This window comes from Paenibacillus sp. RC84 (genome assembly GCF_041260495.1).
In the GTDB taxonomy this organism is placed as follows: Bacteria; Bacillota; Bacilli; order Paenibacillales; family NBRC-103111; genus Paenibacillus_F.
The window spans coordinates 101,061-126,276 of the sequence record NZ_JBGBYL010000004.1; the positions used below are offsets into that span (position 1 = coordinate 101,061).

General features: G+C 52.1%; 19 protein-coding genes and 1 pseudogene. 11 read left to right on the top strand and 9 right to left on the bottom strand.

Features of this window, described 5'->3' with window-relative positions:
* Positions 1-14: 14 nt before the first annotated feature.
* Complete coding sequence (locus ABH899_RS10765; protein ID WP_369996057.1) at positions 15-1,298, top strand: MFS transporter; 1,284 nt, start codon at positions 15-17, stop codon at positions 1,296-1,298.
* 184 nt (positions 1,299-1,482) lie between these two features.
* Complete coding sequence (locus ABH899_RS10770; RefSeq protein WP_369996058.1) at positions 1,483-2,475, top strand: HD domain-containing protein; 993 nt, start codon at positions 1,483-1,485, stop codon at positions 2,473-2,475.
* Between the two features lie 99 nt (positions 2,476-2,574).
* Here ABH899_RS10770 and clpP read toward each other — a convergent pair whose 3' ends face one another.
* On the bottom strand, positions 2,575-3,162 hold the full coding sequence (gene clpP / locus ABH899_RS10775) for an ATP-dependent Clp endopeptidase proteolytic subunit ClpP (protein WP_009672474.1): 588 nt from the start codon (positions 3,160-3,162) through the stop codon (positions 2,575-2,577).
* 324 nt (positions 3,163-3,486) lie between these two features.
* On the opposite strand from clpP, the gene ABH899_RS10780 reads away from it, so the two are divergent.
* The 4 genes from ABH899_RS10780 (at position 3,487) to abc-f (ending at position 7,043) form a co-directional block, all read left to right on the top strand.
* Complete coding sequence (locus ABH899_RS10780) at positions 3,487-4,215, top strand: RNA polymerase sigma factor (protein WP_369996060.1); 729 nt, start codon at positions 3,487-3,489, stop codon at positions 4,213-4,215.
* 124 nt (positions 4,216-4,339) lie between these two features.
* Positions 4,340-4,618: a hypothetical protein gene (locus ABH899_RS10785; RefSeq protein WP_369996061.1), complete on the top strand. Its 279-nt coding sequence runs from the start codon at positions 4,340-4,342 to the stop codon at positions 4,616-4,618.
* Positions 4,619-4,779: 161 nt separating this feature from the next.
* Positions 4,780-4,923: an RAxF-45 family protein gene (locus ABH899_RS10790; RefSeq protein WP_170318615.1), complete on the top strand. Its 144-nt coding sequence runs from the start codon at positions 4,780-4,782 to the stop codon at positions 4,921-4,923.
* A 101-nt stretch (positions 4,924-5,024) separates the two neighbouring features.
* The gene (gene abc-f / locus ABH899_RS10795) at positions 5,025-7,043 is read left to right on the top strand and encodes a ribosomal protection-like ABC-F family protein (RefSeq protein ID WP_369996063.1); all 2,019 of its coding nucleotides are present in this window, start codon (positions 5,025-5,027) and stop codon (positions 7,041-7,043) included.
* Between the two features lie 108 nt (positions 7,044-7,151).
* Here the strand turns inward: abc-f and ABH899_RS10800 are convergent, their stop codons facing one another.
* A complete protein-coding gene (locus tag ABH899_RS10800; protein ID WP_369996064.1) occupies positions 7,152-8,699 on the bottom strand; it encodes a sensor domain-containing diguanylate cyclase in 1,548 nt (515 codons plus the stop codon).
* Positions 8,696-10,765, bottom strand: coding sequence for a putative bifunctional diguanylate cyclase/phosphodiesterase (locus ABH899_RS10805; RefSeq protein ID WP_369996065.1), 2,070 nt, complete (start codon positions 10,763-10,765; stop codon positions 8,696-8,698). The genes ABH899_RS10800 and ABH899_RS10805 overlap by 4 nt, the downstream gene beginning before the upstream one ends.
* 192 nt (positions 10,766-10,957) lie before the next feature.
* On the opposite strand from ABH899_RS10805, the gene ABH899_RS10810 reads away from it, so the two are divergent.
* Complete coding sequence (locus ABH899_RS10810) at positions 10,958-12,358, top strand: sensor histidine kinase (protein WP_369996066.1); 1,401 nt, start codon at positions 10,958-10,960, stop codon at positions 12,356-12,358.
* A 256-nt stretch (positions 12,359-12,614) separates the two neighbouring features.
* Here ABH899_RS10810 and ABH899_RS10815 read toward each other — a convergent pair whose 3' ends face one another.
* The 3 genes from ABH899_RS10815 to ABH899_RS10825 form a co-directional block, all read right to left on the bottom strand.
* Entirely contained in the window at positions 12,615-13,976 is a 1,362-nt protein-coding gene (locus tag ABH899_RS10815; RefSeq protein WP_369996068.1) for a serine hydrolase domain-containing protein, read from the bottom strand.
* Positions 13,977-14,071: 95 nt separating this feature from the next.
* Complete coding sequence (locus ABH899_RS10820) at positions 14,072-14,515, bottom strand: MarR family winged helix-turn-helix transcriptional regulator (protein WP_009674103.1); 444 nt, start codon at positions 14,513-14,515, stop codon at positions 14,072-14,074.
* Between the two features lie 177 nt (positions 14,516-14,692).
* On the bottom strand, positions 14,693-17,431 hold the full coding sequence (locus ABH899_RS10825; protein WP_369996070.1) for a PAS domain S-box protein: 2,739 nt from the start codon (positions 17,429-17,431) through the stop codon (positions 14,693-14,695).
* Between the two features lie 321 nt (positions 17,432-17,752).
* Here ABH899_RS10825 and ABH899_RS10830 point away from each other — a divergent pair.
* Positions 17,753-18,374: pseudogene (locus ABH899_RS10830) on the top strand (YheC/YheD family protein).
* A gap of 117 nt (positions 18,375-18,491) precedes the next feature.
* On the opposite strand, the gene ABH899_RS10835 reads toward ABH899_RS10830, so the two are convergent.
* On the bottom strand, positions 18,492-19,211 hold the full coding sequence (locus ABH899_RS10835) for an O-methyltransferase (protein ID WP_369996071.1): 720 nt from the start codon (positions 19,209-19,211) through the stop codon (positions 18,492-18,494).
* A 118-nt stretch (positions 19,212-19,329) separates the two neighbouring features.
* Here ABH899_RS10835 and ABH899_RS10840 point away from each other — a divergent pair, with 118 nt between their 5' ends.
* Positions 19,330-20,235 carry a LysR substrate-binding domain-containing protein gene (locus ABH899_RS10840; RefSeq protein WP_369996072.1) on the top strand — a complete coding sequence of 302 codons (906 nt, stop codon included), beginning with the start codon at positions 19,330-19,332 and terminating at the stop codon, positions 20,233-20,235.
* 94 nt (positions 20,236-20,329) lie between these two features.
* Here ABH899_RS10840 and ABH899_RS10845 read toward each other — a convergent pair whose 3' ends face one another.
* Positions 20,330-20,704 carry an SMI1/KNR4 family protein gene (locus ABH899_RS10845; RefSeq protein ID WP_369996074.1) on the bottom strand — a complete coding sequence of 125 codons (375 nt, stop codon included), beginning with the start codon at positions 20,702-20,704 and terminating at the stop codon, positions 20,330-20,332.
* A gap of 269 nt (positions 20,705-20,973) precedes the next feature.
* Between ABH899_RS10845 and ABH899_RS10850 the strand changes: the two genes are divergently transcribed.
* Positions 20,974-21,393, top strand: coding sequence for an HD domain-containing protein (locus ABH899_RS10850; protein ID WP_369996075.1), 420 nt, complete (start codon positions 20,974-20,976; stop codon positions 21,391-21,393).
* Between the two features lie 110 nt (positions 21,394-21,503).
* Here ABH899_RS10850 and ABH899_RS10855 read toward each other — a convergent pair whose 3' ends face one another.
* On the bottom strand, positions 21,504-23,249 hold the full coding sequence (locus tag ABH899_RS10855) for a sensor histidine kinase (protein ID WP_369996077.1): 1,746 nt from the start codon (positions 23,247-23,249) through the stop codon (positions 21,504-21,506).
* 318 nt (positions 23,250-23,567) lie between these two features.
* Between ABH899_RS10855 and ABH899_RS10860 the strand changes: the two genes are divergently transcribed.
* The gene (locus ABH899_RS10860; RefSeq protein WP_369996079.1) at positions 23,568-25,193 is read left to right on the top strand and encodes an extracellular solute-binding protein; all 1,626 of its coding nucleotides are present in this window, start codon (positions 23,568-23,570) and stop codon (positions 25,191-25,193) included.
* Positions 25,194-25,216: the final 23 nt, after the last annotated feature.

Below are 25,216 nucleotides of genomic sequence, written 5' to 3' on the forward strand. Positions count from 1 at the left end.
GGGGTTGAAATGAGATGTCTTTGTTTAAAAACAGTTTGTTTGTCCGCTTTTATTTGTCCAGAACCTCCGCCAACATCGCGGATAGCATTTATTCGATCGTCTTGCTGTATTTCGTTCAGAAATCGACGGCCTCCGTTTCGTTTACGAGCTTTACGTTTACCGCTATTTCGGCGGCTTCTATCTTCAGCTTTCTGTTGGGGCCGCTGGTTGACCGATATTCTCCATCGCTGCTGGCCAGCATCTCCTTATTCGTTCAGGCCGTACTGATTTTGGCGGTACCGTTTCTGATCACTGACGGGGGCGCCAATTTGCTGGCGATACTTATCCTTGTGTTCGTTGCATCCTGTTTTTCGATGCTGTTCTATCCGGCGAACAATAAAATGCTTCCGCAGTTGATCCAGTCACCGGACAGAATCGTCAAAGCAAATGCCATGATCTCGTCTACAGACCAGCTCATTAATGTAGCGGGATACTTGGTCGGGGCCTCTATTATTTTGCTGCTGGGGATGAAAAACACGTTTTATCTGGCCAGCGGAATGCTTTTCCTGTCGGGACTCATCTATGTGCAGCTTAAGAAACAGATGGAGCCTGAGAAAACCGCAGGAGGCGCGCCGAAAGGTCCGCTGAAGATCAGAGAGTATACAAGCGAGCTTGTGGAAGGCTACCGGTTTGTCGCGAGCAGCCCGTTTCTTAGAATCATGCTGCCGTTCTTTGCACTGACCAACTTCTCCATGTCCATTCTCATCATCACCGTTCCGTCCATGTCGGTCTCTTACGGATCGCCGATTTATTACAGCCTGCTGTACATCGCCTTTTTCGTCGGCATATTCGTAGGGTCAGCGCTGATTAACGTGCTCAAAAAAAACGGGCTTATGATCGCTATATCCTGGCTGCTTATGGGCGCTTCGCTGTATCTGTTCGCGATTGTTCCCGCGCTGTGGATGAAGCTTACCGCAATCCTTTTGATGGGCGTGTTTACTGGTATTATTAATGTGCTGCAGACTTCGCTGATCCAAATTATCACACCTTCTCAATTGATGGGCCGGGTGATGGCCTTCCTGCATACGCTGTCCAACGCGGCTTTACCGCTGGGAGCGTTTATCGGAGGCATTCTCGCTTTGCGTTTCGAACTGAACAGCGTTTTGTTCATCAGCGCTCTGGTCATTGTCGCATGCGGAGTTTTGCTGCTGGCGTTAAAAGCGGTGAGGACATTCCAGATTCCTTCGGAAACCGCCGACAAAGAAAAAACGGAAGATGACCTTGCCGGTAAAGGCGCGGTTGTTAAAGAATTTCTGTAACCAAAGCAGCGTCTTATGCCAGTTTTAGTCGGAAAACGATCTCTTGCGCTTGAAGCGAGAGGTCGTTTTTTTTGTACCCGGTGAAAAAGGCATAAGAAGACTTTAGCCTGCCTCTTTAACTAAGTACATGACTTATGGTAGGCTCAATTTATCTATTGACTAGTGACTTTAGCGGAGGTGCGAATTGCGTATATCGGATCCAATTTACGGAGAATTTGTGGTGGATGGACTACTGGAAGAGCTTGTTCTCAGCCAACCCGTGCAGCGGTTAAAAGGCGTTTACCAAGGCGGAGCGAGCTATCTGGTGAACGATAAGTGGGATGTGACGAGGTACGAGCATTCGGTAGGAGTCATGCTCTTAATTCGGCGGCTCGGAGGTTCTCTGGAAGAACAGGTTGCGGGGCTGCTTCACGATGTGTCCCATACGGCATTTTCACATGTGGTCGACTATGCGCTGGACAAAAGGGAAGAAAACTACCATGAGAACATTTATGAGCAGTTTATCGAAGAATCCGAAATTCCTCAACTGCTGAAGAAATATGGTTATACATACCGGAATCTGCTGCTTGAAGACTCCCAATGGACGCTTCTTGAACAGCCTGCCCCCGCGTTATGCGCAGACCGGGTCGACTATACACTGCGGGATCAGTTTCATGACGGAAAGATTACCATGGAAGAGATCGTATTTTTCCTGGAAAACTTAACGGCGGCTGACGGAAAAATGGTGCTCACCCGAATAGAGTCCGCTGAATGGTTCGTTAAAACCTATTATCGCGAAGTGATCGATTTCTTTATGCACCCTTTGAATGCATACAGCTGCCATTTTTTGGCGAAAGCGCTTAAAACAGCATTGGCAAAAAAGGTGATTACGCTCAGCAGCCTGCTTTTGACAGATAAGGAGGTTCTGAGTTTAATGCATGCATCGGATGAGCCGGATATTCAGCGGCTTCTAAAACACCTTCACCGCAACGTACGAGTACAAGAAGATGTGGACGATTACGATCTGCACCGGACGAATAAAATGAGGCTGATCGACCCTGACGTATTGAGGGGGAATAAGCTGTGGAAAGCATCCGAATTATCCGAAAACGTGAAAAAATGGGGGGAAGAAGCGCGGAGGAAGTCTGAAAACGGAATCTATGTAAAAATCTTATCCGCCGAAATGCCGCTCCGGTAAATTGAAATTCGGAGAAAAGGGAGCACAGGCCCTCAACGGAAGATAGAACCTGTGCTGGTTGTTAGGGGAAGCGTACGTCTTACAGACAGATTTGTTTCGTCAGGAAATTGTCGTTACAACCTGATCGATAATCCCGTATTCCCTGGCTTCTTCAGCCGACATAAAATAGTCGCGGTCCATGTCCCGGTCGACTTTATCGACGGGCTGTCCGGTGCGCTCCGAGGTGATTCGGTTCAGTCTTTCACGTATGCCGAGTATCCGCTTGGCGCTGATGGCGATGTCGCTTGCCTGGCCCTGAACGCCTCCGTGAGGCTGATGAATCATGATCTCGCTGTTCGGCAGCGCGAAGCGCTTGCCCTTTTCTCCGGCCAGCAGTAGAATAGCGGCAAATGAAGCGGCAAAACCCGTACAAATCGTATGCACAGGCGGCTTCACGAGCTGCATCGCATCGTAAATGGCAAATCCGGCCGACGTTGAGCCGCCGGGACTGTTGATATATAGACTGATCTCCTTTTGCGGATCTTCGGCTTCGAGAAATAAAAGCTGGGCGATAATGCTGTTGGCTACCTGATCATCAATCGCCGCTCCCAGAAATACGATCCGGTCTTTGAGCAGCCGGGAATAAATATCATAGGATCTCTCACCACGGCTCGTTTGCTCCACGACGTAAGGGACGTAATTGCTCATCGTCAAAAACCTCCAATGTGTTTCGTTATGGCATTTCTCCTTGTAAACGAATGCGGCTCTCCAAAAGATACGAGGACAGCACAGAATTTTAAATCCTGAAAATATTTTAAGAATGTGTGAAACGGCGTATCCTTTTCGGACGTTCGTTCGTTTACTGATTACAACGGCTTTGCCGTTAAGATTCGAATACAAGAAGAAAATGAAGCCGTTTTGCAGAAGGATTAATAAAACCGGAAAATGACGCTTAGGATATAAAAAGGTTCATTACAGGCCGGGAGCCGGATGCATTTGAACGGCTGCAGGAAAAAGAGGGGGCGAATACGGATGTCGACAGCCGATTTTCTATTAAAAGGAAAAGAAAAGGACAGCACCCGGATCAACCAGTTTCAGCAGACGTTAAAACGGTACTGCCTGTCCATGACAAAATCTTCATGGGATGCGGAGGATCTGGCCCAGGAGACCTGGTTGAGAGCGATGTCTTCACAAGGAAAGCGGCACGCCAACGTAGAAGCTATGCTGCTTCGCATCGCTAAAAATACGTGGATCGACCAATCGCGGCGAAAGCAGGTCCTGGCCCGCATTATGAAAAGTGAGCAGACGCAGGCAGTAACGCGGCGGGATGAGGGACTTTTGGTAATCGAAGAAGCCTTTCGCGCTTTGTTTAAGCATTTGCCCCCGCTGCAAAGAACGGTTTTCCTGCTCCGGGATGTGCTGGGGTTTTCCAGTCTTGAAACAGCTGTTAGGCTCGGAACTACGGAAGGAGCGGTTAAAGCGGCCCTATACCGCGCTCGTCATTCCTTGGAAGACGTTAGAAGAGACATGGAGACCGGCACGCAGGTCGAACCGGCTGAGAACGGAATGAAAGCTTACCTGCGTATGATGGCGGCCGCTTATGAAATGGGAGATATCGCTCTCCTTGTCGAGCTTGCCCAGCGTGATGAAGTGGAGCCGGCAGTTGCCTTGGGTCTCGCCCAGAATCATATTCTGCGCAGCGGCAGACGCCGTACAGGCGCCGTGCCTCACTTGCCAAGCAGTCTGCGGATGTCCGCGTAGGTTTTACCGCCGCCGTTTTATCCGCCGCTCCCGTTCCGGGCGGGAGCTTCTTTGATTTAATTTTTTCTCCTCGGATGTGGTACAATGGCAGTTGGACACCGAATGGACGAGGAGATGGCGATTGATGGCAGAACAGATCAACGAGCAGGAGCTCATAGCTTACATAGCGGGAAAAACTAAAGCGGACCCGCAAAAAATAAAATCGGTGCTGAAATACGAGCAGGATTTTATCAACAAAGCTCATAAAAATGCTAAGGGCGAGGTCGACATCGACAGCGATGATATTGCCGACTATGTGTTGAGCAGGCCCGATATCAAGCTGGATGAGCTAACAGTGGATAATATTCTGGACGCCGAAATGGACTTTCTCATGGATAAAGGGATTGCAAGCTATCTGGATTGATAGTATCCGGAACCCGTCCAAGACCAAAGCATTCAAGCCCCCAAAGAGCGCATGAGTCTGTTTTGGAGAGCGGAACTTGCACAATTAGTGAACGGAACTTGCAAAAATTACAATTTTCATGCTAAAGTAAACGTAACTTTAATGATGAGGAGGTGAGGTAGGTGAATCTCGAGAAGGTTAACGACCGTATTAGCCAGCTGCCGATTGCTATGGCTGGCATCGTTCATGCTTTTCCGGTTAACGGGAGAAGTCTGTCCATTTTCACGAATACGGTACACCCAATCGCGAGAAGACGCCTACCTTAACCGATACGGATAATTTCACATCCGAAGAAGGGTCGCGGGCTTATTGCCGCGGCTCTTTTTTGTCGTACGGAGAAGGGTCTTCATTCCTAGGAGGATCCATTATGATACTTGTTAACGGTCAACAGATAAAGAAATACCACGCAGCTAACCTCGTGCTGGATGGAGTCACATTCGAAGTGCATGCCGGAGAAAAAATCGGTCTGATCGGCCGAAACGGCAGCGGGAAATCGACGCTGCTCCAGCTCATCTCCCGCCATCAGAGCATAGACGAGGGAATGCTGACACTCAAAAAAGAGCTCACGATCGGTTATTTGCCGCAAATACCGGTGGAGTTCGAAGGGCTTACGGTATATGAAGTGCTCGCTTACGGCTGCCGGCATTTGACAGCGTGTCAGCAGGAGATGACGGCGCTGGAACACGACATGGCAGAGCCGGACGCTTCGGCTGATTCGGTTCGCATGCAGGGGCTGCTGAACGCGTACGCGTCGGTCCAGGAACGCTTCGAGCGCGGAGGCGGCTATGAAATGGATGCCGCTATAGACTCCGTTGCAATCGGACTTCAGATCTCGAAAGAGACGTATGCCCGTCAGTTCTCTACCTTTTCCGGCGGAGAAAAAACACGGATCGCGCTCGCTTCCCAATTAATCATGCGGCCGGATTTGCTGCTGCTTGACGAACCGACGAATCATCTGGATTTAAGGGGAATCGAATGGCTGGAGCAGTTTTTACAAGGTTATACGGGGGCCTGTGTCCTCGTTTCGCATGACCGTTATTTTCTTGACCGTACCGCTTCCAAAATGATCGAGCTGGAAGACGGGGAAGCTTTTACGTACCAAACGAACTACAGCGGATATATGAAAGAGAAGGAAGAACGGTTGCTGCAGCAGTTCGCGCAGTATCAGGAACAGCAGAAAGTTATTAAAAAAATGAAAGAAACGATCCGGAAGCTGGAAGAGTGGGGCCGGGTCGGGGACAACGAAAAGTTTTTCAAAAGGGCGGCTTCAATGCGTAAAGCATTGGAGAGGATGCAGGTAATGAAGCGTCCGGTACTGGAGCAGAAAAGCGCCGATTTCGCTTTGAGCCTTCAGGACCGCTCCGCGAAACGGGTAGCGGAGTTCTCAGGCGTGCATAAATCGTACGGAGAGCGCCGGATTCTCAAAGGTGCGGAAGGAAGCCTTCATTACGGCGAGAAGATCGTTCTGGTCGGAGACAACGGAACGGGGAAAACAACCTTGTTTAAGCTGCTGCTTGGGCAGGAAGTTCCGGATTGCGGAGAGCTGGGCCTAGGCTCGCGAGTGGAGATCGGCTATATGGCCCAGCAGGAGGAAACGAGAGACCCTCAAAAGACAGTCCTAGACTACTTCCGCTTGGAGGCCGGAGTAGAAGAAGGAGAAGCAAGGGGCATTCTTGCGAAGTATCTCTTTTATGGGACGGATGTGTTTAAACCGGTGAGCATGCTGTCGGGAGGAGAGCGGTCTCGTCTCCGGCTCGCGCTGCTTGTCCGGCGGAAGCCGAATCTGCTGCTGCTGGATGAGCCGACCAACCATTTGGACATTGCTTCCCGCGAAGCTCTAGAAGAGGCGCTGGAGGAGTATCCGGGGACCGTGCTTGCCATCTCCCACGACCGGTATTTCATCAACCGTCTCGCGCAGCGGGTCTGGGAGCTTCAAGACGGACAAATAACGAGCTATATCGGACAGTTTGACGAATACCGGGCGAAAAAGCGCGAGCTGGAGCAGACGGCTGCCGGTCACGGACGTCCGCCGGCAGGCTCGACCGGCTCATCGGCCGCCGCAGTACGCGCAGGCGAGCAGCCGCCAGCGGGCGCGCCCCGCGCAGCCAGCCCCGCGGTACGCGCGGGCGAGCAGCCGCTCTTCGCGGGGGAGGCCAACGCCGCAGCGAAAGCCGCGGCGGCCGAGGCGCGGGCAACCGAGCGGAAGCGGCTGCAGCTGGAGGCGCAGATCGCTGCGCTGGAAGCACAGCTGGCCGCATCGGACGCGGAGCTCCAGCAGCTCGGCGGCTGCGGCGATACCGCGCTGCTGGAAGCGCGGTGGCGCGAGCGGGAAGAGCTGCAGACGCGGCTCGACGCGGAGATGACGGCCTGGCTGGAGCTGGGCTGACACCCTGCGGGAGAATACAGCAGGCGGGCTTGGCAAAAAAAACGGCGGGAAAGACAGAAGCTGCATGCTGCAGCCTAAGCTCTCCGCCGTTTTTTGTTATGCGCCCCGTCACGAATAAATCGTTATCCGGTTTCTTCCGTCGGTTTTGGATTGATAGAGCGCGTTATCCGCCATTTCAATGATGGTTTTGACGTCCGTATCCCGGCTATAAGAAAAGGAGACCCCGATCGAAACCGTCAGGGGCTGAGCGATCGGACTTTTGCTTTTTTCCACTTTTTCACGCAACCGCTCCGCAATACGGGTAGCTCGGCCGAGATCGCAGCCTTTCAGCAAAATCCCGAATTCCTCTCCGCCATAGCGGAAGCATAAATCTTCTTCTCTTGAAAAAGCGTGAAGCGTCGAAGCCAAATATTTCAACACTTCATCTCCGATCAGGTGTCCGTGAAGATCATTGACTTTTTTGAAATGATCGACGTCCATCAGAATAAGGGTAAAAGGAACTTTCCGCTCCGCCCACTCGGCGATGAGCAGATCGAAAGCTTTCCGGTTGGCAAGGCCCGTCAATCCGTCGGTAAGTGATTCCGCTTTCAGCCGGTTGAGATTGGAATTGATGCTCTGGTACAGCTGCCTGACCTCGTAAAGTCCGGAATGAATGCTGGGGGAAGCGGGTACCGTCAGGTTTGCGTGGACGGCCGACTCTTCCGAATACCGGGCAAGGGTATACAGAGGTCTCGTGATCCAGCTAGCCAGCCACCAGGCGACGGTCAGCACAACGCCGAGCAGGGGGAGCGCTTGCATCAGCAAGTTTGAAATCATTTGTTCAAGCGGTTCCTCGAGCACTCGGGTAGGCGTCTGGGAAACAATTCCCCACCCGCTTATCGGCTCAAACGCATAGCCTGCGAAAAATTCGTTCCCTTCCGAGTTTACGATTTTTTGGGAGCCTTTTTTGCCTGCCAGCGCTTTTTGAATGACTTCATTGCTGGAGATAATCTGATAAATCCGTTCTTTGTTGGGATGAAAAATAAGCCGGGACTCCTTATCGACGACATAGACGTAGGACCCGTTCCCGTAAAAATGCTCTTTAAGCAGCTTGCTCAGAGCGTTTTCTTCCTCCAGATAGATCGTGCCGCCGACAAAGCCGGCATAGGACCCGTCCCCGTTAAAAATTGGCGAGGAGATCAGCACGATCAGGCGTCCGGTTGTGCCGACATAAGGCTCGGAAATAAACGGTTTTTTAAACTCAACCGCACGTTTGGACGCTTCGGACAGCAGCCGTGTGCCTACAACGGCACCGGCGTCGGCAGGCAGAACCACTTCTATATCCCGCTCGTCATCCGCGACAAAAACCGAGTTAAAGTACTGCCGGTTAAACGTGAACCACATCTCGAGATCCTTTTCCGTAAACGACTGCTTTCCCGCTAACTGCGCGATCGAGTTCATACTTGTCTGCATCAGATTGAGCAAGTTGCCCGTGTTGGCGGAAAGTTTCTCGGCATAATTAGAATTATTTTCCAGGTAACTCGTGGACAGGGATTTCAAATTGGCCTCATAGGCCGCATATCCGCTTACGGCGGCCGTCAGGAAAGCGGTAGCAAGAACGAGAAGGCTTAAAATCAGGCGCAGCGTCAGCCCTTTGCGCAGGCGTTTTGTTTTCATGGGCGGTTTAGCAGGCCGGTCAGGGAATCTGCGGGAAGGGGGCGGCTGAAATAATAGCCCTGCCCTTCATTACAGTTTTCGCCGAGCAGGTATTGGTACTGGAGCTCGTTTTCGATGCCTTCGGCGACCACGTCCATATGGAGACTGTGCGCGAGCGAGATGATGGCGGACGCGATCCGTTTCCCGTTCAGGTCCCGGTTAATGTCTTCGATGAACGCCCGGTCTATTTTTACTTTATCGAAAGGATATTCACGCAAATAGTTAAGGGAGGTGTATCCTGTCCCGAAATCGTCGATAGAAATGCAAATCCCCGCCTCTTTAAGTTTCAACAAACATTCCTTAATCGAACGGACATCGTCCAGCAGGACGCTTTCCGTAATTTCCAATTCGAGCCAAGCGGGTTCAAGCTCCACCTCTTTCATAATCGACAGGACATGTTCGGCGAAAAAAGGCTGCTGCAGTTGTTTGGTCGAAACGTTAACCGCCACTTTGAACGGAGCGGCTCCCGAAGCCTGCCACTTTTTGGCCTGCCTGCACGCCGTTTGCAGAACCCAGATGCCGACGGACAAAATCAGGCCGCATTCCTCGGCCACCGGAATAAAATCCGAGGGTGGAATGTACCCGAGCCGCGGATGATTCCAGCGGATCAGAGCTTCCATCGCGGTCAGCTTGCCGGTTTTTAACGCCATGATAGGCTGGTAAAAGAGCTCCAGCTCGTTCTTGGCCGAAGCTGTTTCCAGATCCCTCTGAATCTGCAGCTTGTAGGAGGTCTGGAGATCCATTTCTTCCGTATACACGGTGTAAGCGTCCGTACGAAGCTTCTTGGAGTGATCCATGGCCATGTTCGCGTACCGGATCATGTCTTGAGCGCTTTCGCCTTTTCCACTGTTGAATGCGATCCCTATGCTGACCGTCAAGGCTACGGAATGACCGTGCAGCACGAATGGCTCCCGCATTCCGCCCTGGATGGAGCGGATGAGACGCATGACCTCTTCTTGCACTGTTTCGGGCAGAATGAGGGTGAATTGGTCTGCCGCAAACCGGCTCAATGTATCCGTCAGCCGCAAATGCCCCTGGATACGGGCGGTGACTAGAGTCAACAGGTCGTCTCCCAACTGGTGGCCGTAAGAATCGTTAATTAATTTGAACCGGTTCAAATTAATCGAAAGGACGGCGAAAGGAAGACGTCCGTCTTTGGAGAAACGGATCGTCTGCTCCAGCCGGTCTTCGAACAGCTTGCGGTTAGGCAATCCGGTAACCGGATCGGCACAGGCGAATTCTTCCATCTTTCGGGCCGCCGCTGCTTGGTCGGTCGTATCCCGTGCGATTCCGTAGGTGCCGCTAAGGAAACCGTCCATCTTTACCGGAAAGTGAGTCACAATCACGGAAATTTTTTCTCCGTCTTTACGGATGATGCTGAGATTCGTGCTGCCGGAAATAAATCGTTTTGCGTCGCCGAAACGGTCCAGGGCGGATTGCAGGTCATCCGGATCGATGAGCGTGAAGAACGGCTTATGGATCAGCTCGTCTTTCGTGTATCCCGTCAAGGATTCGCACCGGGGATTCGTGCTTGTAAATCTCCCATGCTCGTCCAAGGAGAAGATGGCGTCCGGGCTATGGATAAATAACGCTTTAATCTCTTCATGATAGGCCAGAAGCTGCCGCTGCGCCAACACTTGCTCCGTAATGTCTATCACGGTGCCGTATTGGACCTTCTTTTCGTTTAGAAGGGCTGTGGACGGGTGGATTTCCGTATAAATCCAATGTCCGTCTTTATGACGCGTCCGGATACGGACAGGTGCGCCCTTCCGTCTGCCGTCCGATTCGGAAAAAAGAGGCGCGGTCAGGAGACGGTCATCCGGGTGAACAAGCTCGAGAAAACCAAACTTCTCCCGGCGGATTTCTTCCGCGGCATAGCCGACAAGCTTGGCATAAGAATCGTTCGCATATGTTAAGGCGCCGTTTTCCATCATATAGATGCCGACTGGCGCATGTTCGATCAGGGCTGTAATTAGGGTCCGATAAAAGGGAAGCTCTTTTTGACCCTTTTCTATTGGAATTTCCATTTTTATCGTTTCTCCTGTGTCAGGGGCTCGGGTTAACTAGAATCATAGCACTGGACACAATTCGGATTCTACAGGATCGGAAATTTTTGCGTGCGCACGCAACAAATTTGCGTGATCGGTTCGTTCCGGGGATGATATATTGACGAAGATGGACATGCACCAAGTAGTTTGAAGGAGAGCTGAACGTTGCGGATGAAAAGGACTGGGCGTCTTGCGGGCGCCGGATTTACTGCCGTTGTGGGCATTGTGTTTTTTCTACATTACTATTTCGTAGTCGGGGATACCTGGGAGATGCAGGCGGCGGGTGCCGTTTTTTGCATCGTCATCGCTTATTTCCTGGGCGGTTTTTATGATAGAGCCCGCTATTACGCGGCTGAATTGAATATGATTAATCAGGAGCTCCATATCAGCAGGGAGCAGCTGCGCCGCAGTGACGAGAGATATTCCGCACTTCAGGCGAGTCTCGACCGTTTTTCTCACGATCTGTTCGGTATTATGAAAATCGCGGAGCTGGAGGCGCGTCTGCTGGCTGAAGTGAAGCTGATTTTTCAAATCGACCGCGTCTCCCTGATCGAAACCCAAGCGGGTTATCCGTCCTGCTCGGTAAAAGCGGGAACGGGCGAAGTGCCCCGGGCCGTTTTGGACAAAATCCGGCAGCACCAGAGCCAGCAGCTCTCGATCGGCGAAGTTTTCGAATACGAAGAAGGATCTTTTCTGAAAATAGGAGAAATCAAAGGCAGAACGTTCTGGCTCATTTTCGGAGAATTGACGGACAGTACGCGTCTTCCCGTCAAAAGAATTTGGCTGAAAACACTGATCCGTTACGTAAACGTCGTGTACGAAAATCTCACTGTCATTGAGGACTTATCGGCTGAGCTGAAGCGGACGATGGAGGAACAGGAGCCCCCTACCTGGCTGCTGCGCTTGTTCTTCAGTTTGTCCGAGCACGAGCGGAAGCGGCTGTCCCAAGATTTGCACGATGCGGCCCTTCAGGAGCAAATTATCTGGTACCGGAAGCTGGAGCAGCTGCGGACTTCGGGCCTTGGCCCGGATGAACTTAAAGAAGGCTTGGCTCAAATCGGAGACGGACTTCTCGATGTGATGTACCAGATCCGCCTGACCTGCAACGAACTCAGGCCCCCTTTTCTTAAAGAGTGGGGACTTGTCCAGGCTTTGGAGGCCCTGTTCGATCATATCCAGCTTCACGCGGATTTTACGATCTATTTCGAAGCGGAACATTTCAGGGATTGTTTGAACGATGAGCAGCGGATTGCGGTGTACCGGATTACGCAGGAACTCATGTCCAATGCCATGAAGCATTCCAAGGCCGAGGAAGTTCATGTGACTTTGACGGGCGGCAAACAGAATCTGCTTCTGTCTTATCGGGATAACGGAGTTGGAACAGTAAACGGGGAACGGAAAGAACCCGGGTTCGGCAGCATGGGGATATACGGGATGCAGCAGAGAGTGCGGAGCCTTCAAGGAGAAATTCAGTGCGTGTCGGACAAGAGCGGCCTCAAGGTGCAGATCTGCATTCCGTTAAAACCGGTTCTGCATGTGATCCCGCTGCACGGAACGTTTGTATCGGTCTGAAGATCAGGGCGGGCGATTCATTCAACAGTCTGGTATACGCCCCCAAGCCTATTCCTGCCTTTGTCGAACAGCTTACGGGAATAAGGAATCCGTAATAAAGCGGCACAACTGAACCACCACCGGCTCCGTTAAAAAAAGGATTCCTCCGCACGCTAAACGTGCAGGGGAATCCTTTTGGCGTTTATCCGGCGCTTACTTGACGCATCGCGCGCAGCTTCGGCGTGCGGTATTGCGCCCGCTTGACTGGGATCACCCGTTACTTGGCCCGTACGCCCCGGTGTTCGCCGTATTGATACAGCGTAAGCTCGTCGGCGGGTTTGCCCGATTTTTTGGCCGCAAACTCGATTTCGATTTGAAGCTCCCGGACAAAGAAACGCGTTTCGGACAGCGGTAAAATCTCGTACTGGGGCTGCCCGCTCAACTGGATGAACAGCTGATCTTGCTCGGGACCGGTCGTCACGCTGAGGTCGAGTCCCATATCCAACTTGTAAACTCCTCTGTACCGCATATACACGGTTTTGTCGATTTTAACGGACTTCAGCTCCGCGGGGACATCGGGAACGGAGTGGGGGAGCCCGAACAGAATGTTCTCCGCCTCGTTGATAATCTGCTGCTGAATGTCCAGCTGACGATCCGTGTTGGAAAGATAAATCGTCGTTTTTCCGTGATCCGTGTAACGGGCCAGATTCGTACTGTAGCCGGGCCAGCCGCCGCTGTGGGACACGACTTTACCCAGGTGCTCCTTCTGTTCGATGATCCAGCCGTACCCGTACGAATAAGGTTTGTTATCCGGCAGTTTTCCGGAAGTGAAAGCTTCGTCGAGTGTCTTTTTGCTGACCAATTTCTCCGTATACAGGGCCTGATCCCAAAGCAATAGATCGTGCAGCGTGGAATTTACGGTCCCGTCCCCCTGGATTCCGTCCAGGTATACGACAAAATCAGTCGCAGGCTGTTCGTCCGGCAGGTAGTAGCTGTGCGTCTCGAAAGAATATACGTATCCGAAAGCGAAATCCGGCGGCACGTTTCCGGTAAGACGCCGGTTATGAATGCGGGTGGAATGCATGCCCAGAGGCTTGAACAGTGTTTCGCTCATATAGTCGGCAAAGGAGAGACCCGAGATCTTTTCGATCAGCAGGGCCAGCAAAACATAGCCCGTATTGGTGTATTCCCAATTTTCCCCCGGCTGAAACTGGAGCGGAGGCTGATGGACATTAAAATACTCCAGGACGTCCCAGTTCGTGGCGATTTTGGAGCGGTCCCAGTCTTTTATGAAAAGCGGCGTATAGTCAGGCAGGCCGGAAGTATGCCGGAGAAGGTCCTTCACTGTGATACCCTTGTAGGAGAAGTTCGGTATCCATTGTTCCACGGAATCGCTCAAAGAAAGTTTTCCCTGTTCGGCGAGAATAAGAATGCCCATGGCCGTAAAGGTTTTGGAAACGGAAGCGAGTTCGAAGACGGAATGAACGGTCAGAGAGCGCCCGGTCTCTCTATCCGCGAGGCCATACGCGCCTTCAAAGACAATTTCTCCTTTATCCGCCGCCAAAAACGCTCCGTTGAAAATTCCTTTCGCCGACATGGCCGTAAAAAGTTCTTGAAGTTGTTTCTGTTTGTTTTGCATGGTAATCCCTCCAATTATCCTATTTTTATAAAAATAATTAAGTCAACGTAATAATTAAGATTACTTACATATTGGACAAAAAGGGACGCAGGACGTCACCTTAGTTCAGCTTCGATAATTTTTTGAAGCTTGAACGTGATTTTGCGCAGCGCGCTTAATTCCTCAGGGTCCAGTTTGGAATAAAAGCGTTCCGCGATGCTCTTCTCGACCTTCTGCTGACGTTCGAAATAATCCCATCCGGCTTGATCGAGCTCGACGAGAATTTCCCGGCGGTTGTTCGGGTTAATTTCTCTCTTGAGGTAGCCTTCCTTGTCGAGTTTGCCGATGAGCTGACTAACCGCGCTGGAAGTGATCAGCATCAGGTCCGCCAATTCTTTGACCGTCAAACGCTTGTGTTTGTGAATGTGTTCCAGAACGACCGCTTGCTTGGAGGTCAGATCTGCTTGCAGGAGCTCGTTGTACTCTTGTAAAAGGAGCAAGTTGGCCGTGTATTCGGCTTCGTTAATCTCCTTTACGGTCTGGTATAAGCGTTCGTCCATGTCATCACCTTAATTGTTAAGTTATCTTAATTGTTTATATTTTCAGTATATGCGCTGCACGTTCACTTGTCAACAGGACCGTTTGGTCCATGTGTGGGATGTGTATTCAAGCCAGATGTAAAAGGCAATCACAAAAAAACACCTTCGCCGGGGCGAAGATGTTCAAGATTTGGAGGATCAGGTTTGGTCCTGCTTGCGGTGAGGCGACCATAGCTTCAGGACGCGTTCAACTTCCGGCGCAAACACCGGCTTGCTTATAAAATCGTTCATCCCGGAAGCGAGGCACATCTGCATATCTTCTTTCTGGGCAAAAGCGGTAACCGCCACGATCGCCGGGCGCGAGGCGTCTCCTTTCAACCGGCGGATGGCCGCGGTCGTTTCGAAGCCGTCCATTTGCGGCATCTGAAGGTCCATAAACACCACATCGTAGGTGTCGGAGAGGACCGCCTGGAGCGCTTCCGCGCCGTTCTCCGCATAGTCCGCTTCGTATCCGAGTTTTTTGAGCAGGGTAATCAGCAGCAGGCGGTTTACGGGGTTATCGTCCGCAACGAGCAGTTTCATCGGACCGAACTCGGGCGGAGGAAGGGCGCCGCTTTCTCTGCCGCTTACGAGCGTTGACGCCGGTGCCGGTTTGCTGCGCTGCGTTTTTTCCGGAACGGAGTACGGGGCAGGCGATTCACCGGGCAGCTCGAAGGGAAGCACGAAATGGAACGTGGAACCAACGTTAACCTGACTGTCGACGCCGATCGCTCCGCCCAGGAGCTCCACCAGCTTCTTGCAGATGGCAAGCCCGAGCCCCGTGCCGCCGTATTTGCGATTAATGGTCGGGTGGAGCTGCGAGAAGGACTGGAACAGCTGGCTCTGCTTGTCGGCAGGAATTCCAATGCCCGTATCCCGGACGGAAAATTGCAGCACGGCATCGCTGCGTCCGGGCATTTTGTCGAGCTTGGCTGAGAGGGAGACATGGCCGTCCTTCTCCGTAAACTTGATCGCATTCCCGACCAGATTTACGATAATCTGCCGCAAAATGCCCTCGTCTCCGATCAGTGTCGAAGGAATGCCGCCGTCCAATTCGTACGTCAAACGGATGCCGCGCTCCGCGGCTTTCGGATGAAACAGCTCCACGACATGGTCCAAAACGGAGCGGACATCGAAAGGCTCGTGATTAACCACCATTTTACCAGCTTCGATTTTGCTGAAATCCAGGATTTCGTTCAAAATCCGCAGCAGAGCGTAGCTGCTCTGCAAAATAATGTCGGCATAGCTCTGCTGTTCCTCCGACAGCTCCGTTTCCGCCAGCAGATCCGCCATCCCGATAATTCCGTTCATCGGCGTCCGGATTTCATGACTCATGATGGCCAGAAACTCGGACTTGGCCTGATCGGCTTTTTCCGCGGATTCTTTGGCCCGTATGATTTCTTTCTCGCCCGTAATATCTTTGAAGACGACGACGGCGCCCCGCAGCTCCCCGTTATCGATTAGCGGCGTCACGTGATAGTCGGCGAGGAAACTGGAGCCGTCCTTGCGCCAGAACACGGCTTCCTTGTTATGGTAGGAGCGGCCCTCCCGGATGGCGCGGTAAATAACCTGTTCATCCTCGGATTGTTGGGCCGGGGTGCCGAACGTGTTTTGCAGCATCCCGAGATACGGTTTGCCGATGAGTTCCTCGGGGACGAATCCGAGCATTTCCGCCCCGGCCGGATTAATAAACATCGCGTTGCCCGAGGAGTCCACGCCGAATATACCTTCCGTCACCGAGTTGAGAATTAGCGTATATTCGCTGCTAAGCTTCTCGATCTGGGCGAGATATCGTTGACGTTCCGTAATATCGATCGTGATGCCGTAGACACCGACGACTTCGTTATCGACGATGATCGGAATATTCGTCGAATTGATTTCGACGGGATGCCCGTCTTTATGGATAAGGGTCAAGTCATAGCTTTGGGGAAAGCCCTGTTTGGCCAGTTCGAAGTGGTGAAGCGTTTTGGGCAGGTCTTTAGGAGCGACGATCGGCCCCCAATACATCCCGATCAGCTCTTCCAGCGTGAAGCCGGTAATTTTCTGCAGATTCTTGTTCGCGGTCAAGTAATCGCCGTCCAGGTTCATGGAATACACCGCGGCCGGGTTGTGATCGAATAACGATTTATAGCGCTGTTCGCTTTCTTGAAGCTGCTGGTCCGCTTTTTTGCGCTCGGTAATGTCGCGGGATATGGAAATGATCTCATTCAGATTCCCGTCTTTGTCGTATGTGTAGCGGGTAGTCGATTCCAGCCAGACGTAATCGCCGCTTTTGCAGCGAAACCGGAACGTTACTTTGTCGCCCTCCGTATTCCGGTTCTGTTCCAGAAATAAAACGACTCTATCCTGGTCCTCGGGATGAATCAAAGGAAGAGCCCCCTGCCCGACCATTTCTTCAGGTTCATAGCCGAAAATGGTTCGGCAGATGGGAGAGGAATAAGTCATGGTCGCCAGCTCGTCCGGCTCGTGCCTGGAGATCCAGTCCAGCGAAGCTTCCGTTATGAGACGGTGTTTGCGTTCGCTGTCGAGAAGCTGCTCTTCCCGCATCTTATTGGCTGTCAGATCAACGGCCTGAACCAGAAGAGCGGCAGATTTCGCGGATTCCGCAGGAAGCGGGGAGAGGCCGACGGCAGCCCAGACGATCCCGCCGTTTTTGCGCACATATCTTTTCTCGAAGTGGGAAAGGGAAGGATCGGCGCAGGACAGCGCGATATCTTCCGGGTAAGTGATCCGCCTGTCGGAGAGTTTAGCCAGCTCGTCTTCCGTATACCCGAGCATGCGGCAAAAGGAGGGGTTGACCCGTAACCAGCGGTCTTCCGCCAGCGAATAAACGCCCATGGCAAATGGCGCGTTCTCGTAGGCTATTTCAAACAACCATTTATCGTCAAAGGGTTTCATGCCAATAGTCTCCTCAGGCTAAGTATTGCCAGTTCAGTATACCTCATTTTTGCAGGGCAATGTAAGGGTTCTTCTACGCGGGTCATCCCCGGTAAGGGGACGGATTTGCGCGAATGATCTTTTAACCGGACTTCGATCTATCTTGGATTACACTTTTTTTACTGCCGCTAATCAGGCGATTGTTCGTGTATGGCCATGGAGAAACAACGCTTTACTTAAGGAACTCCGGCTGAATCGGAAAAGCCCGGGTGGGTATGCGCACAAGCAAGGGCGAGATCTTGGCATATCCATAGACTAATGCCACAAATCAAGAAAGGACGGATGAACTTGGGAGGCTATGCGACCAAACAGAACGTATCCGATTCTTTACGGAAACACGGAGAAATCAGCCGGAACGTTCCGGAAACCCGGCTTTACAGTAAAGGGACATTAAAAAAGATGCTGGATACGTATAAAATGGTATATGTGAAGCCGAACAGCGGTACGGGAGGCAGCGGCGTTATCCGGGTAGAGCGCAAAGAGGACGGGTACCGCTTTCAGCTTCATACCTTTGTGGAGAAATTTCGGGACTTTGACAGCAAGGCAACGGCCCTCCGGAGACGTACTAAAAAATCCCCGTACGTTATTCAGCAGGGGATTCATCTTCTCCGCCACAAGGGGCGGCTCTTCCAAACCTGTTGAGGTTCTTCTTAAAGAGCATGTGGCGGACATCAAACGGTACAAGGCTTCCTTGCGGAGTTTGGGCCTCAGGGCGGCCCGCCATCTCAATAAAACGTTTCCGCGGATTAAAGAAGTGGGACTGGACGTCGGTTTGGACCCTAACCTGCACCCTTGGATTCTGGAAGCGAACCCCCGGCCCAAAATTCAAGGATTCAAAACATTAAAGGATAAAAGCATTTACCGGAATATGCTGCGCTACCAAAACTATTACGGGCACGCCTAGCAAGCGCTGCGGACAATGAAAGGGCCTGCCTTGACCGGTCTTTCCTGATCGGCTGGGCGGACCCGGGTGTTTCGCGGGAGTCATTCCTGTACAGCAGCGGAACAACCTCCGCTTGAATTAGGCCGTCACCAGCGCGAGGACAAACCCGTCGTAGCCTTTGCTGCCGACGGTTTGCAACGCGGTCGCGGTAACCCGCGGCTCGGCCGCGATCAGCTCAAGGAAGGTGCGGACCCCTTGAACGCGCGGGTCTTCGCTGTGCGGATTGGCGACTTCCCCGTCGCGGATGACGTTGTCCCCGATGATGAGACTGCCCGGGCGCGACAGCTTCAGCGCCCATTTGAAGTAATCGGGGTTGTTCGGTTTATCCGCGTCGATGAAGATGAGATCGAACGGCCCGGCCCCTTCCGCGTAAAGCTGCTCCAGCGACCCGAGCGCTTCGCCGACCCGCAGCTCCGCGAGATGGCTCACGCCCGCCTGGCTCAGATTTTGGCGGGCCGTCTCCGCATGGTGAGGATCGTACTCGAGCGTGACGATTTTGCCGTCTTCGGGAAGCGCGCGCGCCAGCCAGATCGTGCTGTACCCGCCAAGCGTGCCGATTTCCAGGATGGAGCGGGCTCCTTGGATTTTAGCGAGGAGGTGGAGCAGTTTCCCTTGGTTGGGCGCCACATCAATGGGCGGAAGGGCGGCTCTGGCGTTGTTTGCGAGAACCTCCGTCATGACGGGATCGGCAGGGACAAGCCATTCGTTCAGGCAGGCATCCACATGCGACCATTTGCCGGACAGGTCCGGCCGGGCGGGTTCGTTACGGACTTCGGAGGATTCATTTGAAAGCGTCATAAGGGTAAAACTCCTTTCGTATTGGAATCTACCTCTACTGTATGCTGGATTGATCCATAAATAAAATATATAATTTTTATTAAAGCATAAATTTTAGTTAAGAGAAGGTGCGTGCGACATGAATCTTCACGCTCTGCGGATTTTTTACGAAACGGCCAAATCGGGGAGCATAACGGGAGCGGCCGAGGCGCTTCGAATTTCCCAGCCCGCTGTCACTTCCCAGATCAAACGGTTCGAAAAGGAAATCGGGATGCGGCTTTTCGCCGCCCGGGGAAGAGGAATTTCCTTAACCGATGCCGGACGGAAGCTGCTGGAATATGCAAGAAAACTGTTTGCCCTGGAAGAGGAAATGGAAGCTTTTATCGACGGGTATACGTCGGGAAGAAACGGTGCGATCCGCCTCGTGTCCACCTATCTGCCGGCCAATTTCCTGCTCCCGGCCTGGGTCGCCAAATTCAAACGGGACCATGAAGAAGTAGATTTCGTCATCACGACGACCAATTCCCGGGGCGCTTTCGACAGCCTGCTCAATTACGAAGCCGAAATTGCCGTTTACGGCGGAGCGGGCGAAAGGCAGCCCGGCATCCATTGGGAGGAGCTTTTCGAGGACGAGTTGTGGTTCGTAGTGCCCGCCCGTCACAAATATGCCAATGAGCACATCACACTGGCCGAGATGGTGAAGGAGCCGTTCATTATGCGGGAAGAGGGGAGCTCGACGCGGGAGTGGCTTTTTTCCTTATGCAGGGTGCATAACGTGAGTCCGCCCCAGATCGCCCTGCAGTTCAACGGCTTGAATGAGACGATCAGCGCGGTGATGGCCGGGTACGGGACGAACTTTATTTCCTCGCTGGTCGTCCGGGATCATGTGGAGCGCGGGGAATTGGCCCGGGTATATGTGAAGGACATCCGGTTAAAAAATATCATCGCGGTATGTACGCGTACAGATGAGGTTCTGTCGCCCCCGGCGGAGCGGTTCATTCAAATGATTAAAGCCAGCGTAGGAGCGGGACAAGCCCTGCCTTGAAACAAACGAAACGGAGTGTTCGAGCTCAGGCTCCGCACTCCGTTTTTAATTTTTTGCCGACTGTAGAGCGGGCCGGCCGGCCCGGTCTCGCGTTTTAATAATCGATTTCTTTCCAGTCTTCGAGGTTCTTGTTGGAAATATCCAGCAGCTCCGGAAAGCTGTCCGCCGCATAGTAAATGAAGTCCGGGTCATGCACAAATGCGATTACTTGTCCCGCCCTGCCCTGCTCGGAAGGATCGAAATCCAGCATCAGATACAGGCTGCCTCCGGCGAGCTGCACGATGGGAAGCCATTTTCGGTTGCTGTAGTAAGGCCGGATCCGTTTATCGAGCCGTGCGATTTCGTCTTCTTCGAAATGCTCGCTGAGCAGGATGTCCTCGCTGCAGAAATAAGCTTTCCGTTCGTCGATTTCCTCCAGAGAAAGCAGATAAAAAGGGGAAACGGCCCCTTCATCGTAAGAAGGATACAAAATATGGAAATGGTAGCAGTTGCTCCAGTCTGTCGATATGACGCTTAATCATTCCGGTTCCTCCTGTAACGGTATGAATAAAAGGTTCATTGACAGTATACAGGAAGGATAAGGAAGAGGTAAAACGCGTGAAACAGGCGCCACACGATGAAGCATTACAAACGGGTTTGCAGCGGACTCGCCTCCAGTCGTAAGTGAGTGCCGTGTGATTAAGGGACGGTCGTGGTATAATTTGGGTTACAGCACAGGATCAGGGAGGAGGCGAAAAAATGAGCACCTTGGAAAAAGCGATTATTATAGCCGCCCGGGCCCATTCCGGACAAACCGACAAAGCCGGCCAGCCTTACATTCTGCACCCGCTCCGGGTTATGCAGAGCGTCCAGACAACCGATGCGCGTATTGTGGCTGTCCTCCATGACGTTCTGGAGGATTCGGAGATAAGCGCCGAAGATTTACGGCGGGAAGGGTTCTCGCCGGACATCATTGAAGCGGTGACCGCTTTGAGCCGGGAGCCGGGCGAGGATTACCTGGACTTCGTCCGGAGGGCGAAGAAAAATCCCCTTGCCCGGGAGGTCAAACTGGCTGATGTTCACGATAACATGGACATGACCCGCATCAAGGAACCGACCTCCAAAGACCGAGAGAGAATGCGCAAGTACGAAGCCGCCCTTCACGAATTGAACCGTTAAGCGAAAAGAAACTCGGCCTGCAGGTAGCAGGCCGAGTTTCTTTTTGGCGGAACGGCGGAGCTTGCGACACAGGCCACGGCCGTCCAATCCGTATCTTTCGTTCTTCCGGATTAGGAATAAATCGGCAGAATCACGGTGAATTGGATCGTGTTCGCTCCGGAAATTTCAGCGGAGACCGTTCCTTTGTACCGCTGAACAAGCTGATTTACGATGGCCAGACCGAGGCCTTTGTGGACGCCGTCTTTTTTCGTGGAGTAACCGCTTGTGAACATGGCCTGCAGATCCTTCTCGGACAAGCTTTTGCTGATATGGTTGGATAGCTTGAAGATCAGTTGGTTCTCTTCCGTATAGCCGAGAAGATGCACGTTCCGTTGCTCCACGTTCATTCCGCTCACTTCGTCGAAAGCGTTGTCGATCAAATTACCTAAAATTTTCACGAGATCGACGGATTTCAGTCCGGAAATGCTCGTGAGATCGTCCGCCAAGTCCAGCTCGTAAGTGAAGTTGATTTTTCTCAATTGCGACTGCGTAATCTTGGAACTGATCAGGGAAGCGAGGGCCGGATGCCCGACATGGACGATGCTGTTGACGAGTCTGGTTTCTTCCACAAGCTCGTGGATATATTTCTTGGTCTCTTCGAACTTTTTTAACTGGACCATACAGCTGATCGTGGTCAAATGGTTGGTAAAATCGTGATTCTGTCCTTTGATCGCGACCATCAGACTGTTCATTTCATCCGTATAATTCTCTTGGATCGTCTGGGCGACGGCGTCTTTCGTCCGGTTAACCCCTTTGTAAATAAAATAGACCATGATCAGGCTGGCAATCGAAACCGAAACGATGACGAGGAAGAAATTCAGCAGCTGTTTGTTCAAGGAGTTGTGAATATACTCCATGTCGTTGACCAGGCCGATTACGTAAGGGAACTGAACGCGTTCGCTCTTAACCGGATAAAAAATTTTCAGCACGTTTTTGTCGTTGATTTTCGTAGGGAAAAAGATCGGCTTATCGAGTTTAACTGCCTGTTCGATCAAGGAGACGTCCTCCGGCGACCTGCTATTGTACTGGCCGAACAAAATTTTGCGTTCGGAGTACCGGATGTTTTTGGACCCGTTCGTTACGGTATAAAAGCTCGGATCGTCATCGGGCTTGGAGAAGGTACGCGGATTGAATCCGGTAATTTCGAGCAGGCTTTTGTTGTTCTTTAACGTCTCCGCAACGATAAACTCCGAACCGTCATTCTGATCGAACTGCTCGATGAGAGAGCTGTTCATCGTCGGATTAATGATATAGTCGGTCGTTCCGTCGTAGTAGAAGCCGAATTTGTTTCTTTTTGAACCGGGATTGGAGGCGGAACCCGATATTTTACCCGCCCAGAAGCTCTGAAGCGTGGTGCCTTCGGATACGGTAACCGTTTCCAGTCTGAACAGTTGTTCGAGCGCTGTCCGGTAATTGCCCCAATATTTCGCATTCAGGTTGATTTCCTTGGGATCCGAAGAACGGACGCTGACAATCTCATCCCCGATTTGGGCGAACAAGGTAAGATTGCTTACGTTATATTTGACTCTGAGATCCGCCAGCATGCTGTTGTCGATATCCCGGTAACGGGAAGGCAGAGCGGCTTTGACGCCGAGGGACACTTGCCTTAACGAATCGGACAAGAGTTTATCCCGGGCTTGAGACGAATATTCCACGTGGTCAATGCTTAACTGGATTTGCTGGGAAAGAGAAAACAGCTCCGTTTCCATGTTCGCCGTTAGGGATTTCTTCGTGGAATAATAAAAGACGCTGTCATTGATGAGCAAAATGGCCAGAATAACAGCTAAAAACAGGGCGGATAATCGTTTTATAGACATTTTCTAGTTCCCTTCGACCGCATAGTTCCTTCATCATTCTAAGTTATTCGCCCCCGTTCTACAATATCAAAAACTGGGTGAGTTCACACAAGATAGGAACGGGGAGCAAAGCCGTTAAGAAGCGGAGATCCGAGGCTTTATGCGGCATAGCCCGGCGTGCCCGGCGCTTTATTGAACAAAGGTCAGTCAAGAGGTGTATACGAATGTAAATAGGAGTATATGGAAGCACGGCACCCCGTTTCTTATACTTAAGCTACGCAAGGAACGAGAGGCCGGTCATAGCGGCCCGCACAGGAACAATACCCAGGAGGGATTGCATTGAGCAGAAAAAACAGACATAAAGGGCTGCTGCCGGCTGCCGTCATCGCCGCGATGTTAACGGTTACAGCATGCAGCGGCACAGCGCCCGAAGAGGCGAAAACGCCGGAAACGGGCGGAGTCATGGAGGTATCCACGGTCCGGGCAAGCGATCCGTATCTGAAATTCGATCCGGGCGAAACCTTTGACAACAATGCGGTTTACGCGGCGTACGAGAAAGAAACCGGGGTTAAAATCATCAACAAATGGGTGGCGGACGGAAGCCAGTTCGCGGAAAAGCTGAAAATGTCCATCGCTTCCAACGAGATTCCCGATTTCTTTCCCGTAGATGCCGCGCAGCTTCAGCAGCTTATCGAAGCGGACATGATCATGGATCTGACACCCGTATACGACAAGGTCGCCACCGAAAACACAAAGAAAATGATGACCATGGACGGCGGCCTCCAGATGAAATCGGCCACGTTCGACGGCAAGCTGATGGCGATTCCCTCGACATCCAATCCTTATTACGCCCAGTTCTTGTGGGTGCGGACGGACTGGCTGAAGAAATTGAACCTGCCCGAGCCGAAAACGATGGAGGACGTTGCCAAAATCGCGGAGGCTTTTAAAACGAAGGACCCCGGAGGAACGGGAAAAGCTTACGGCCTGGCCTTCAACAAGAATCTGTTCGACGGCGCCCTTGGTATCACGGGTTTCCTGAACGGATATCACGCCTACACGAACCAGTGGCTGGATGACGGAACCGGCAAGCTCCAGTTCGGGGATGTTCAGCCGCAGATGAAAGACGCGCTGCGAGGTCTTCAAGATCTGTACAAGAAAGGCCTGATCGATCCCGAGTTTGCGGTCAAGGATGCGACTAAAGCTTCCGAAATGCTGTATAACGACAGCATCGGCATGGTCTACGGGGCGGAATGGATGCCGGCCCAACTGGCGAGCGGAGCGGTCAAGGACGGCAAAGTCGTGCAGGAGTGGGGCGTGTTCCCGCTTCCTTCCTCGGACGGCAAACCCGCCAAGTCCCAAATCGGGCTGGGCGTGGATAAGTACTACGTCGTGTCCAAGAAAGCGAAACATCCGGAGGCGGTCATCAAGCTGCTGAACCACTGGATCGTCGTGAACAACAGCCAGAGCGAAGAGAGCAAGGTGTACGAATTCGGCAAAGACAAAGTGGAAAAATCGAGCAACTACTGGCTGCTGAACCCGATTTTCGTCAATAACCAGACGAACAATAACGGGGAAGTGCTTCCCGATGCGATCGCGAACAAAGACGAAAGCAAGCTGCAGACGAAAGATCAGAAGACCCGCTACGGGCGCGCCATGAAATACGTTAACGGAGATACGAGCCTCTGGTGGGAATACTTGATTTCGGGACCCCATGGCGCCGTCTCGCTGTATCCGGAAATGAAGAAGAACAACCAGTTTGAACAGAACAAGTTTTACGGAGCGCCGACTCCGACCATGGTGGAAAAAGGAGCGATTTTGAACAAAAAGCGGGATGAAGTGTTTGTCAAAATCATCATGAATCAGGTGTCGGCGGATGAATTCGACAAATTCGTTGCGGATTGGAAAAGCATGGGCGGCAACGAGATCACGAAAGAAGTCAATGACTGGTACAACAAGAACAAATAGGGCGGCTGCCGCCCGTACGGGTG